This is a genomic window from Klebsiella sp. JN_Kp126 (assembly GCF_033843325.1).
GTDB classification, from domain to species: Bacteria; Pseudomonadota; Gammaproteobacteria; order Enterobacterales; family Enterobacteriaceae; genus Klebsiella; species Klebsiella michiganensis.
Genome location: NZ_JAWXQV010000048.1, coordinates 52,716 through 65,077, shown reverse-complemented (window position 1 = coordinate 65,077; position 12,362 = coordinate 52,716). Strand labels below are relative to the sequence as shown.

The window sequence follows — 12,362 nt, the reverse complement described above, 5'->3', positions numbered from 1 at the left end:
AGGCGCGTAATGGGTTATAAGCCGGATAATAAAATTGAATCAGTAGCGCGCGATGATCGTTTTTATCTCCTCAATATTGGTTGCCTGATGTAATTTATTCATATCTTCATCGCTGGAAAATAATTCCGCCAGGGCAGAAATCATTTCGATATGGCTATGTTTATCCGGCGCCGCAAGCATAATAATAATATCAACCGGGTCGAACTCCTCAGAGCCAAACGATACCCCTTGTTGCAGTTTCAACAGCGACAGCCCCAGGCCCTTCGCGCCCTCCTCAGGCCGCGCATGCGGCATCGCCAGTCCCGGGGCCAGCACGTAGTACGGCCCGAGCCGCTGATGCTGCTCCACGATGGCCGTCACGTAGGCAGGTTCGATAACGTCGGCCTTCAGCAGCGGCCGGGCGCAGATGTCCAGCGCCTGTGGCCAGGTCTCTACGCTTTGCCGCAGCGCGATGGTGGCATCAGAGAGCCAAGTCTTGAGCATTTTGTCCCGCCTCTTTTAGCAAAAGATGGGCAAACTTTATGCAAGCAGCCAATAGTTATCTGCGAGAACGATCACAAAGATAGCGCTACCAATGCTGAACATTCAGATTTGTGATAGCGCTATCAATTCGTAATCATCCCATCAAAACGCAGCAAAAAGACCCGTTTAAGGCGTATACTCCCTGACACGTGAAGTAATGGATGATAATAAAAACGTCTGTTTAGCAGGAATATGTATGTCTCTAACCCGAAAACGGCGTAGTACCGGTAAAGTCACGATCGCCGATGTTGCTCAGCTGGCTGGTGTGGGAACCATGACCGTGTCCCGCGCCCTTCGCACGCCGGAACAGGTTTCCGATAAGCTACGTGAAAAAATCGAAGCGGCGGTGCAAGAGCTAGGGTACATGCCTAATCTCGCCGCCAGCGCGCTGGCGTCTGCCTCCTCAAGAACCATCGCGATGGTGGTGCCAAATCTTGCAGAGGCGGGCTGTTCGGCGATGTTTGCCGGGCTTCAGCAGGTATTACAGCCGGCAGGGTATCAAATCATGCTGGCAGAATCGCTGCACCGTCTGGAGCAGGAAGAAAAGCTGCTGGAAACGCTGCTGGCCTCTAACATCGCCGCCGCCATTCTGCTTAGCGTTGAACACAGCGATACCGTACGCCACTGGCTGAAGAACGCCTCGATTCCGGTGGTGGAGATGGGCGCAATGCGCGCCGATCCGATCGACATGAATATTGGCATTGATAACGTAGCGGCGATGTTCGAGCTGACCGAGATGCTTATCCACCGCGGCTATCAGAATATCGGTCTGCTATGCGCCAATCAGGAACAGTGGATTTTTCAGCAGCATTTGCAGGGGTGGTATAAAGCCATGCTGCGCCATCATATGTCGCCTAACCGGGTAATTAACGCCGCGCTGCCCGCCAACTTTTCCACCGGCGCTTCACAGCTGCCGGAGTTTTTGCTGGCATGGCCGGAGCTGGATGCGCTGGTTTGCGTTTCCGATGAACTGGCATGCGGAGCGCTGTATGAATGTCAGCGTCGGCGCATAAAGGTACCGGATGATTTAGCCGTCGTCGGTTTTGGCGACAGCGACGTGAGCCGGGTCTGCCAGCCGCCGTTAACGACCATGGCGGTACCGCACCATAAGATTGGTATAGAAGCCGGGCGCGCCCTTCTGGAGCGTCTTACGGAGGGAAACTGGAGCGACAGAAAGCCCATCGCGTCCAGTTTATGCATGAGGGACAGCTGTTAGAAAACTACTCAGCCTCTTCCTGCTTTTCGCTTTTTGCTGACTCATTATTCGCATTGCGGGTCATCCACAGCGCCAGCGCTTTTAATGAGTCCGGAGTGAACTCATCGCAGCGGGCGGTGATCTCTTCCGGCGTCAGCCAGCATACTTCGCTCACTTCTTCTTCCTGCAGCGCGAACGGCCCGTGCGATACGCAGCTAAACAGGCCGCCCCAGACGCGGCAGTGTTTATCTTCGTAGTAGAACTGCCCGTGGTCAGCAAAAGGCACGCCGGCAATACCGAGCTCTTCTTCCGCCTCACGGCGCGCGGATTCCAGCATTTGCTCGTCAGCCTGCACCACGCCGCCGGCGGTGGCGTCCAGCATGCCCGGCTGGAAATCTTTTGTTTCGGTACGACGCTGCACCAGGATTTTGCCCATCCCATCATGAACAACAATGTAGGTCGCTCGATGACGCAGGCACTCCGCACGCATTTGTTCGCGGCTGGACTGTGCTATCACCTCATTGTTTTCATTAACAATATCGACCCATTCTGTGCTTGCCAAATGATTCTGTTCCGCCATCAGGAAACCTTACTTTTTAAAGCGCTCTTGCGGCGCGTCTATACGGTTGAGGGGTAAATTACGGGTAAATTGCGACCTCTGCAATAACCTGATTATCATCGAGTGCTAAAACCTGCAATTGCCCCTCGTTCAGAAGACCGTAGCTGGCGGTAAATCCCCCTTTAGGGATGCTGACCGAGCCGGGATTGAAGAGAAAAATCTCGCCGCGTTTCTCGGCAACCGGAATATGAGTATGGCCATAAGCCAGCACATCGCCAGCGGCGAGAGGAGGCAAATTTTCGGGGCTATACAGATGCCCGTGGGTCAGAAACAGACGGGTTCGCGCGCTCAAAACCTGCTGCCAGGGGGCGGTAATGGGGAACCGCAGCAGCATTTGATCGACTTCGCTGTCGCAGTTGCCGCGTACGGCAATCACCCGCTCCGCCACGCTATTTAGCGCCTCCGCGACCTGGGCTGGCGCATAGCCTTCGGGAAGGGCGTTACGCGGCCCGTGATTGAGCACATCGCCGAGGATAACCAGCCACTGCGCCCCACTGCGCGCGAACAGCGCAAGCACGCGTTCAGCGGCAGGCAGAGAGCCGTGGATATCCGAGGCAAACATCAGCTTCATACATTTCATCTCCACGCATTACGATGCCGCTATGATAACGGAACCGCTGGCGCTTATCAGCCCGCGCGTTTGGCTGAGAGTGCGACGTAGCGCTGAACCGACGCCCGCTGCCACTGGAAGGTGGCGTAATCCACCAGCGCGGCGGGAACCTCATCGCCGTTCAGGACCAGGCGATTGAGCATCAGCGCCAGGTCGGTATCGGCAATGGACCATTCGCCAAATAGATTCTGCCCGCCATGGGACAGCAGAACGCCAGCCGTTGCAAACAGCTTGTCGGCGCTTTTTTTCCCGGCTTCGCTGAGCGGAGGTTTCTTTGCTGCGGCAAAGACCACGTCCGTGGAGCGCTCTTCGCGAATCGGCATTAAATCGCTACGCAGCCAGGCCTGCACCTGACGCGCCCGCGCGCGCTTTTGCAGGTCATGCGGGTAAAGCCGCTCCCATTCTGGGGGCGCAAAGCGCTCATCCAGATATTCGGTAATCGCGGAGGATTCGCTCAGGAAGAACTCCCCGATCTCCAGCAGCGGTACGCGACGCGTCGCGCTGTAGCCTTTCCAGCCGCTTTGCAAATGTTCGCCGCTGTCGAGGTTGACGGTTTTTAGGGTAAAAGGCAGGCTCTTTTCCTGCAGGGCAACGTATACGGACATCACATATGGCGAGAAAAAATCGGCGTCGGACCACAGGGTAATCGCGGGCTGGCTCATAGCATCCTCAATGGCTAATGTAATGGGGCGATACGCCAACATATCCTGTCTTTCAGATGATGTCACTGACCGCCACGCTGAGGATCTTACATACTTCTCAGGGGGTGAATGCGATCGGCGAAAGTCATCCAGGATAAGGCAAACCTGTCGGATGATGCCAGTTCACCTATACTCGAAAAGTTTGCGACCTGTGACGGCGAGGAATTTTCATGATCGATTTTTACTACGCACCCACTCCTAATGGCCACAAAATCACGTTATTCCTCGAAGAAGCGCAGCTGGCGTATCGCCTCATCCGGGTGGATATCGGCAAGGGGGAACAGTTTCATCCGCAGTTTCTCGCGATCTCACCCAACAACAAGATCCCGGCGATCGTTGACCACGCTCCCGCCGACGGTGGTGGCCCATTAAGCCTGTTTGAATCCGGCGCCATCCTGCTCTATCTGGCTGAAAAAACGGGAAAATTACTGAGCGGCGAGCTCCGCGAGCGCCACGTCACCCTACAGTGGTTATTCTGGCAGGTCGGCGGGTTGGGGCCGATGCTCGGACAAAATCATCACTTCAACCACTTTGCTCCGCAGGCTGTGCCCTACGCCATTGAGCGCTATCAGGTGGAAACGCAGCGCCTGTATGGCGTGCTCAATCGGCGCCTTGGCGAGAGTCCCTGGCTTGGCGGCAATCACTACAGCATCGCCGATATCGCCTGCTGGCCGTGGGTGAATGCCCATCAGCGCCAGCGTATCGACCTTGCCAATTTCCCGGCGGTGCATAACTGGTTTGAACGCATTCGCCAGCGCCCGGCCACCGTTGAAGCGCTTCTGAAAACAGAAGCCCATTAACCCCCTGCTCGCCCGGGAAGCTTTGATGTATGATTGCGGAAATTACTACACGGAGGAAGCCTGCCATGTCTCAACCAGACGCCATTATTCGAATTAAGAACCTGCGCCTGCGTACTTTTATCGGAATTAAAGAGGAAGAGATCGCCAACCGCCAGGACGTGGTGGTTAACGTCGCGATCCACTACCCGGCGGAAAAATCACGCAACAGCGAAGATATTAACGATGCGCTGAACTACCGCACCATCACCAAGCGCATTATTAGCCATATTGAGAATAACCGCTTCTCTCTGCTGGAAAAATTAACTCAGGATGTGCTCGACATCGCACGCGAACATCACTGGGTCACATATGCTGAAGTAGAGATCGATAAACTGCATGCGCTGCGCTACGCCGATTCGGTATCCATGACGATGAGCTGGCGGCGCTAGACGCATCTTAGGGAGGCGCTATGAACGTTCTGCTTACTGGCGGTACCGGCCTGATTGGCCGCCATCTGATCCCCCGGCTACTGGAGCTTGGACATCACGTAACGGTTTCAACGCGCAGCCCTGAAAAGGCCAAAAGCCGCCTCGATTCGCGCGTCACCCTGTGGCGCGATTTCGAGCATCAGGCGAACCTCAACGGCATTGATGCCGTCATTAATCTGGCCGGCGAGCCGATCGCCGATAAGCGCTGGACGGCGGAGCAGAAACAGCGTCTCTGCCACAGCCGCTGGGATACCACCCAAAAGCTGGTCACGCTGTTCAACGCCAGCGATACGCCGCCCGCGGTGCTGATTAGCGGCTCCGCCGCCGGTTATTATGGCGACCTCGGTGAAGTCGTGGTAACCGAAGAGGAGCCGCCGCACAACGAGTTTACCCACAAGCTTTGCGCCCGCTGGGAGCAAATCGCCTGCGAAGCGCAGAGCGATCGCACCCGCGTCTGCCTGCTGCGTACCGGCGTGGTGCTGGCGCCGCGAGGCGGCATTCTGGCCAAAATGACGCCGGCCTTTAAGCTCGGCCTCGGCGGCCCTATCGGTAGCGGAAGGCAATATCTGGCGTGGATCCACATCGACGACATGGTCAACGGTATTCTCTGGCTGCTGGATAACGACCTGCGGGGGCCGTTTAATATGGTTTCCCCTTACCCTGTGCGCAACGAGCAGTTCGCCCACGCGCTGGGGCATGCGCTAAATCGCCCTGCCATTTTCCGCGTCCCGGCGGCGGCTATTCGCCTGCTGATGGGAGAATCTTCCGTTCTGGTACTCGGCGGCCAGCGCGCGCTGCCTAAACGCCTGGAAGCCGCCGGATTTGGCTTTCGTTGGTACGATCTGGAAGAAGCGCTGGCCAACGTGCTGCGGTAGTCCAGCTCCATCAGGGAGAGTATCGCTCTCCCTGATTAATTTATGGAACCAGCCTCGCAGCGCGCAAAAATCACCCGTCCTGTGTCCCCTTAACTGTGAATCGCATTCCAGTGATATGCCTTTCACTCTGCCATAACCCCTGTGTGTAATTTAACACCATCACACCGTTGACATTCGTCAACAATTTATTCAGCATTACCAGGACGAATTGATGAAGGAACATCCGGATAAACATATCAGAGCAGCTATTGACTACGCGCTGGCACGAGACTGGATTTTTATCACTGGCGGCAAAAGCGCTCACTGTTTTGGCAGGTTGATGTGTGGGACAGCCCGGCACCGGGAACATATGATGAGCATCTGGTCAACGCCTGCGGTACCCATTAACCACGCCAGGCAAATTATCAGAATGGTCGACCGCTGCCAGCCGCCTGCCTCGGGTCAGATTAACCACAAGAAGGATTAAACCATGGCGCTGTATAATTTTACGCTCACCCTCTCCGGCGTAACTGCTCGTACCGTGGGTCTGGAAGATGCGCTGCATGCCGCAGGCTGCGCTGACGCCCTGGTCTGTTTTTACGGAACGGCGGTCTATCTGGAGTTCGATCGCGAAAGAGACTCTCTTGAGCAGGCTATTCTGTCAGCGATTGCCGATATCGAATCCGCATCGGCTCTGAACGCGCGGGTTGAATCCGTCGATTCCGCGCTGGTAGGGTTAAGCGATATTGCCGAACTTACCGGCCTGACGCGACAGGCCGTCGCCTTATTAAAAGATGGCGCAAGAGGCTCAGGTCAGTTTCCCGGGCCGGTACAGCGGGTTAAAGGCAATTCCCCGCTGTGGCGCTGGAAAACCGTCGTGGGCTGGCTGGTGATGGAAGGACGGCTTGCCGAAGATTCACCGCTGGTCGCCCACGCGACAGTTCTGGATAACCTCAACCTGGCGCTACAACTGAGGGCGACGCCGGAGAGCACCACCGTGCTGCGCTATCTGCGCGGCTTCGGAAATCAGCCCCGGGCTTGTCCGACGGTTGCTTAGACGCATTGCCCTTCCGGCGCTTTATGATGTTAAGGTGGCGGAATAATCCACCGCTATGGACCGCTTTATGAGAATACTCACCACTCCGCGCCTGCGCCTCTCTCCGTTTCACTCATCCGACTGGCCTTTTTTCCTGCGCTTACGACGAGACCCGGAAGTGATGCGCTATATGGGCGAGATTCTTGAGGAGCCGGCGCTGCGGACGCTGTTTGCATCACGCTGCGCTGACCCGGGCGTATTCGTACTGCGCGACGCCAGCGGCGCGGCGGTTGGCGATATTGGCCTGCGCATCAGCGGTAAAAATCCGCACGAAGCAGATGTCGGATACGCTCTCCTGCCTGATGCTCAGGGGAAGGGTTACGCCAGTGAAGCGCTAAAAGCGATTTGCGACTACGGATTTCAGCAGCTCGGCGTTCACGCAATAAATGCCTGGGTGCTGGGCAGTAACGCGGGCTCTTCCCGTCTGCTGGAAAAACACGGCTTTATCCGCATTCAGGTGCTCGAAAAAGCGTATCATCTGAACGGCATTGACTATGACGACTGGGTGTATCGGCTGGAGCGTTAGCCGCCCCGACGGAGAGTGTTCCGCCGGGGGCTGGACAGTGTTTACTTCAAAGAGCCCTTCAGGAACTGCTGCAGACGCTGGCTTTTCGGGTTGCCGAAAACCTCGTCAGGATGCCCTTCTTCTTCAATTTTGCCCTGATGCAGGAAGATCACGTGCGAGGAGACGTGGCGTGCAAAGCCCATTTCATGGGTGACCACGACCATGGTTTTCCCCTCTTCCGCCAGCTGCTGCATGATCCTCAGCACTTCGCCCACCAGTTCAGGGTCAAGCGCCGACGTCGGTTCATCAAACAGCAGTACGTCGGGCTCCATCGCCAGCGCGCGGGCAATGGAAACGCGCTGCTGCTGGCCGCCGGAGAGATGAACCGGATATTTAATCTGCTGACGTTCATCAATACCGACTTTCGCCAGGTATTTTACCGCCCGATCGCGCGCTTCCTGTTTACTCAGGCCCAGTACCTGAATCGGCGCCTCCATCACGTTTTCCAGCACCGTCATATGGCTCCACAGGTTAAAATGCTGGAATACCATCGTCAGGCGAGTACGTAGCAAACGTAGCTGATTTTTATCAGAAACCTTTAACTGACCGTCTTTATCGCGAACCAGGCCAATGTTTTGCCCGTTAACAACGATCGTCCCTTCGCTGGGCTTCTCAAGAAAGTTAATACAGCGCAAAAAGGTACTTTTCCCGGAACCGGATGAACCAATAATACTGATCACGTCTCCGGCTTTCGCCCGCAGTGAGACGCCCTTCAGTACTTCATGCTCGCCGTAACGTTTATGCAGATCGATTACATTTAATTTATTGTCGGACATGGCGTTCTCAGTGCGTCGAAGAAGGTTTGATATGCTGGAGCCAGCGCTTTTCCGCCCTGCGGAACAGGCTAATCAACACATACGAGATAATTAAATACAGTACTGCGGCAATACCGAAGGCGGTAAACGGCTGGTAGGTTGCCGAGTTAATATCGCGGGCAATTTTCAGCAGATCCGGCACCGTGGCGGTAAAAGCCAGCGCGGTGGAATGCAGCATCAGAATCACTTCGTTGCTGTATGCAGGCAGCGCAATACGCAGCGCGGAAGGCAAAATAATGCAGCGATACATTTTGACCGAAGAAAAACCGTACGCCCGGGCGGCTTCTATCTCGCCTGCCGGCACTGAACGAATCGCCCCGGCGAAAATCTCCGTGGTGTAGGCGCAGGTATTCAGCGTCAGCGCCAGCACCGTACAGTTCAGGCCGCTGCGAAAGAAGGCGTTCAGCAGTTCTGTGCCTTTGACGACCTCAAGCGTGTACATTCCGGAATAGAACACCAGCAGTTGGACGTACAGCGGCGTGCCGCGAAAGATATAGGTGAACAGCCAGATGGGGAACTGGATAAATTTATTGCTCGACACTCGGCCAATGGCGAGGAAAACCGCCAGGATGCCGCCCATCACCACGGAAGAGATCAGCAGCCAGAGCGTAATCGCCACGCCGGTAAAGCGATAGCCGTCGGTCCACAGCAGGGATTTCCAGTACTCCTGAATAATATCAATCACAGGTCGGCCCTCTTCACGCCCACAGAATAACGGCGTTCGAGCATCAGCAGCACACCATTGGAAACCGTTGTAAATACCAGATAAATCAGGCCACAGACGATGGCAAAGTAGAACGGCTCCCAGGTGCTTTTACCCGCCAGCTGGGTTGCCTTGACCACATCTTCCAGTCCCAGCAGTGAGACCAGCGCGGTCGCTTTGAGGATAACCTGCCAGTTGTTGCCGATTCCGGGCAGCGCATAGCGCATCATTGCCGGAAACAGAATACGACGAAAGGTTTGCCCACCGCTAAAGCCGAAGGCCGTCGCCGCTTCAATATGTCCCTTTGGCACCGCCAGGAAGGCGCCGCGAAAGGTTTCGGTGAAGTAGGCCCCGTAAATAAAGCCCAGCGTGATGATCCCCGCCACCATGGGGTCGATATCAAACTGCGCCAGGCCAAGCGCATCGGTTACGCCGTTGAGCGCAATCTGTAGCCCGTAGAAAATCAGCAGCATCAGCACCAGATCGGGCACGCCGCGGATTAAGGTGGTATAGCCTTCAAAAATCAACGCCAACGGACGATTGTTGGAAAGTTTCGCCCCGGCGCCCGCCAGACCGATAAGCACCGCCAGAACGACCGAGCTTAACGCCAGCTCAAGGGTGACCAGCGCGCCCTGAAAAATAACCTGTGAAAACCCGTACAGCATGCTGTCTGCCCTGTCTGTCATCAACCATCGCGCGCAAAATAACGCGCGACGGGGTACGCGGGATGGTTAGTCGCCGTACACGTTAAAATCGAAATATTTCTTCGCCAGCTTGTCGTAGGTGCCATCCTGGCGCATCTCGGCAAAGGCTTTATTCAGTGCTTCACGTAGTTCGTTATCCTCTTTGCGCAGCCCCATACCGGTGCCGACGCCGAACAGCTTCTCGTCTTTAATCGACGGACCGCCGAACTGATAATCCTTGCCGATAGGCTGTTTGAGGAAGCCTTCGCTGGCGGCGACTTCATCCTGGAACGCCGCGTCAATGCGTCCGGCAGTCAGGTCGGAATAAATATTGTCCTGTCCCTGATAGGAAACGATTTCAATGCCTTTTGGTGCCCAGTGCTCGTTGCCGTAGGTTTCCTGGGTGGTACCCTGGAGAACACCAACGCGCTTGCCTTTCAGCTTCGCGAGGTCTGGCGTAATATCGCTGCCTTTTTTCACGACCAGGCGCGAATCAGCCGCGTACAGTTTGTCGGTGAAGGCAATTTCCTGCTGGCGTTTTTCGGTGATCGAAAGCGAAGACATAATGGCGTCGATTTTCTTCGCTTTTAAAGAAGGGATCAGCGCGTCCAGCGGGTTCTCAATGAAGGTACATTGCGTATTGATACGCTTACAGAGCTCTTTTGCCAGATCGATGTCAAAACCCACCAGTTCACCCTGCGCATTCTTCGATTCGAACGGGGCATAAGTAGGATCGGTGCCGATGCGGACTTTTTGCGGAATGGCTGCGAATACAGTGGAAACGCTGGAAAGGGCCAGCGCTAAAGAGAGAGACAACGCCAGTTTTTTCATAACTATCCTCAACAGACTGTCATTCTAACGGATTTATTAGAAGTACTTACGGCAGTTATCGTGCCATTATTCGCCCCGGTAAGGCAAAGCATTCTGCGCCGGAAAGCAAATTTTTTCGCATCGGAAACGCTTAACTATGCACTTTTTAACATCGCGTGCGCAATTTCCTGCACCAAATTGATCCGCTAAAAGCGCAGCTGCACCAAAATCAGACAGAAAGGGATGCGCATGGCCCGGCATCCGGGCCAGCGGGCGTCTTAATCACCGTAAACGTTGAAGTCGAAGTATTTCTTCGCCATTTTGTCGTAGGTGCCGTCTTTACGCATGTCGGCCAGCGCTTTATCAAACGCGGCCTTCAGCTCGCTATCGTCCTTACGCAGGCCGATGCCGGTACCATCACCGAAGAACTTTTTGTCTTTAACGGAAGGACCGGCAAAGGCAAAATCTTTACCGGCAGGTTGCTTGAGGAAGCCCTCGCTGGCGGCCACTTCATCCTGCAACGCGGCGTCCAGGCGACCCGCAGCGAGGTCTGAGTAGATCAAATCCTGATTCTGATAGGCCACAACGTCCACGCCGTGGCTGCGCCAGCGTTCATTACCATAGGCCTCCTGGGTGGAGCCCTGCAGTACGCCAACATGCTTGCCTTTGAGGGATTCCAGCGTCGGTTGAATCGGCGAGCCTTTGGCGGCGATCAGGCGGGAGTCGGCCGCGTAGAGCTTGTCAGAGAAGGCGATTTCCTGCTGGCGTTTTTCCGTAATCGACAGCGAGGAGATAATGGCGTCGATTTTCTTGGCCTTCAGCGACGGGATCAGGGAGTCGAAATCGCTGCCGACCCAGGTGCATTTTACTTTGATGCGCGAACAGAGCTCGTTACCCAAATCAATGTCAAAACCCACGAAATCCCCTTTCGCATCCTTTGAAGAGAAAGGCGCGTAGGTGGCATCGGTGCCAATGCGGATACTCTGCGGCAGCGCAGCGAACGCGCCGGAGGCGCTGCAAATTCCCATCATTAAAGAGAGAGCCAGGACCGTCTTCTTCATAGGTTACCCTTAAGTGTCGTGATGTTGTTATGCGATGCGTTATCTTGTTATTTGTACTGCCGGCAAAATCTTGCACGTTTTATGCCATTTTCTCAGTGCGTGCTGGAAATGGCGTTAAATTTGTTAAATAAAGGTTGCAAGTTTGTCTTAAAAGGGAAGATACCAGCAATAACGGATAAACCGCAGTGCCGCAGCGCAAAAAAACAAATTAAATGTTGAGGATTTGATCGAGGCGACAAAATTGCACTGCGGGGAGGCGGATGTGAACAAAGCGCACTATCTTAGTGCGCCCTACGCGCCCTGCCAGCGGGAAAAGAGGTCTTGCGGAAGAGAGATATCGAACTGATCGATCACGCGATTGACCGTCTGATTAATCACATCGTCCAGGCTTTTCGGGCGATGATAAAACGCCGGAACCGGCGGCATAATCACCGCGCCCATTTCCGCCGCCTGGACCAGCAGCCGTAAATGGCCAAGGTGGAACGGCGTTTCCCGTACGCACAGCACCAGCGGCCGGCGCTCTTTAAGCACCACGTCCGCCGCCCTGGTCAGCAGCCCGTCGGTATAGCTATGAACGATGCCGGAGAGGGTCTTCATTGAGCATGGCAAAATCACCATCCCGGCGGTTTTAAAAGAGCCGGAAGAGATGCTGGCGGCGATATCGCGGGCATCGTGCACCACGTCGGCTAACGCCTGCACCTCGCGCAGGGAGAAATCCGTCTCCAGCGCCAGCGTCTGGCGCGCGGCCTGGCTTAAAATAAGATGGGTTTCGACATCCGAAACTTCGCGCAAAACCTGGAGCAAGCGTACGCCGTAAATCGCGCCGCTGGCGCCAGAAATACCGATAATGAGTCGCTTCAC

17 protein-coding genes and 1 pseudogene are annotated in these 12,362 nt (G+C 55.3%); 8 read left to right on the top strand and 10 right to left on the bottom strand.

Translation table 11 applies throughout. From position 1 onward, the window contains the following. Positions 1-39 precede the first annotated feature (39 nt). Positions 40-483 (bottom strand): PTS sugar transporter subunit IIA, encoded by a 444-nt coding sequence (locus tag SIK97_RS07540; protein WP_032750745.1) that lies wholly within the window; start codon positions 481-483, stop codon positions 40-42. A 235-nt stretch (positions 484-718) separates the two neighbouring features. Here SIK97_RS07540 and SIK97_RS07535 point away from each other — a divergent pair, with 235 nt between their 5' ends. Further along, positions 719-1,738 (top strand): LacI family DNA-binding transcriptional regulator, encoded by a 1,020-nt coding sequence (locus SIK97_RS07535; protein WP_004852866.1) that lies wholly within the window; start codon positions 719-721, stop codon positions 1,736-1,738. A gap of 4 nt (positions 1,739-1,742) precedes the next feature. Here SIK97_RS07535 and yfcD read toward each other — a convergent pair whose 3' ends face one another. From yfcD to yfcF, 3 genes are read right to left on the bottom strand one after another with little or no spacing between them, the layout of a single operon-like run. Then, the gene (gene yfcD, locus SIK97_RS07530) at positions 1,743-2,297 is read right to left on the bottom strand and encodes an NUDIX hydrolase YfcD (protein WP_004852867.1); all 555 of its coding nucleotides are present in this window, start codon (positions 2,295-2,297) and stop codon (positions 1,743-1,745) included. A 58-nt stretch (positions 2,298-2,355) separates the two neighbouring features. Beyond that, positions 2,356-2,907 (bottom strand): phosphodiesterase, encoded by a 552-nt coding sequence (gene yfcE, locus SIK97_RS07525; protein ID WP_014230262.1) that lies wholly within the window; start codon positions 2,905-2,907, stop codon positions 2,356-2,358. A gap of 56 nt (positions 2,908-2,963) precedes the next feature. Beyond that, complete coding sequence (yfcF, locus tag SIK97_RS07520) at positions 2,964-3,608, bottom strand: glutathione transferase (protein WP_014839128.1); 645 nt, start codon at positions 3,606-3,608, stop codon at positions 2,964-2,966. A 209-nt stretch (positions 3,609-3,817) separates the two neighbouring features. On the opposite strand from yfcF, the gene yfcG reads away from it, so the two are divergent. From yfcG to SIK97_RS07490, 6 genes are all read left to right on the top strand, one after another. Then, positions 3,818-4,447, top strand: a complete 630-nt coding sequence (gene yfcG / locus SIK97_RS07515; protein ID WP_025106668.1) for a GSH-dependent disulfide bond oxidoreductase — start codon at positions 3,818-3,820, stop codon at positions 4,445-4,447. Positions 4,448-4,512: 65 nt separating this feature from the next. Next, positions 4,513-4,875, top strand: a complete 363-nt coding sequence (folX, locus tag SIK97_RS07510) for a dihydroneopterin triphosphate 2'-epimerase (RefSeq protein WP_004104107.1) — start codon at positions 4,513-4,515, stop codon at positions 4,873-4,875. A gap of 20 nt (positions 4,876-4,895) precedes the next feature. Then, complete coding sequence (locus SIK97_RS07505) at positions 4,896-5,789, top strand: TIGR01777 family oxidoreductase (protein ID WP_047723159.1); 894 nt, start codon at positions 4,896-4,898, stop codon at positions 5,787-5,789. 211 nt (positions 5,790-6,000) lie between these two features. Next, complete coding sequence (locus SIK97_RS07500) at positions 6,001-6,255, top strand: hypothetical protein (RefSeq protein ID WP_032720494.1); 255 nt, start codon at positions 6,001-6,003, stop codon at positions 6,253-6,255. 3 nt (positions 6,256-6,258) lie between these two features. Continuing rightward, positions 6,259-6,825 carry a hypothetical protein gene (locus tag SIK97_RS07495; RefSeq protein WP_032750748.1) on the top strand — a complete coding sequence of 189 codons (567 nt, stop codon included), beginning with the start codon at positions 6,259-6,261 and terminating at the stop codon, positions 6,823-6,825. Between the two features lie 67 nt (positions 6,826-6,892). After that, positions 6,893-7,390: a GNAT family N-acetyltransferase gene (locus tag SIK97_RS07490; RefSeq protein ID WP_071957318.1), complete on the top strand. Its 498-nt coding sequence runs from the start codon at positions 6,893-6,895 to the stop codon at positions 7,388-7,390. Positions 7,391-7,431: 41 nt separating this feature from the next. On the opposite strand, the gene hisP is transcribed toward SIK97_RS07490, so the two are convergent. From hisP to argT, 5 genes are all read right to left on the bottom strand, one after another. Continuing rightward, positions 7,432-8,205, bottom strand: a complete 774-nt coding sequence (gene hisP / locus SIK97_RS07485) for a histidine ABC transporter ATP-binding protein HisP (protein WP_004852881.1) — start codon at positions 8,203-8,205, stop codon at positions 7,432-7,434. Between the two features lie 7 nt (positions 8,206-8,212). Further along, on the bottom strand, positions 8,213-8,929 hold the full coding sequence (gene hisM, locus SIK97_RS07480; RefSeq protein WP_004852883.1) for a histidine ABC transporter permease HisM: 717 nt from the start codon (positions 8,927-8,929) through the stop codon (positions 8,213-8,215). Next, positions 8,926-9,612 carry a histidine ABC transporter permease HisQ gene (locus tag SIK97_RS07475; RefSeq protein ID WP_014230269.1) on the bottom strand — a complete coding sequence of 229 codons (687 nt, stop codon included), beginning with the start codon at positions 9,610-9,612 and terminating at the stop codon, positions 8,926-8,928. Before SIK97_RS07475 ends, hisM begins: the two co-directional genes overlap by 4 nt. A gap of 66 nt (positions 9,613-9,678) precedes the next feature. Further along, positions 9,679-10,461: a histidine ABC transporter substrate-binding protein HisJ gene (hisJ, locus tag SIK97_RS07470; protein WP_004123203.1), complete on the bottom strand. Its 783-nt coding sequence runs from the start codon at positions 10,459-10,461 to the stop codon at positions 9,679-9,681. Between the two features lie 257 nt (positions 10,462-10,718). After that, positions 10,719-11,501, bottom strand: a complete 783-nt coding sequence (gene argT / locus SIK97_RS07465; RefSeq protein WP_032750751.1) for a lysine/arginine/ornithine ABC transporter substrate-binding protein ArgT — start codon at positions 11,499-11,501, stop codon at positions 10,719-10,721. Between the two features lie 29 nt (positions 11,502-11,530). Here argT and SIK97_RS29685 point away from each other — a divergent pair. Next, a pseudogene (locus SIK97_RS29685) lies at positions 11,531-11,680 on the top strand (hypothetical protein). Positions 11,681-11,792: 112 nt separating this feature from the next. Here the strand turns inward: SIK97_RS29685 and SIK97_RS07460 are convergent. Next, on the bottom strand, positions 11,793-12,362 hold the full coding sequence (locus SIK97_RS07460; protein ID WP_004852887.1) for a UbiX family flavin prenyltransferase: 570 nt from the start codon (positions 12,360-12,362) through the stop codon (positions 11,793-11,795).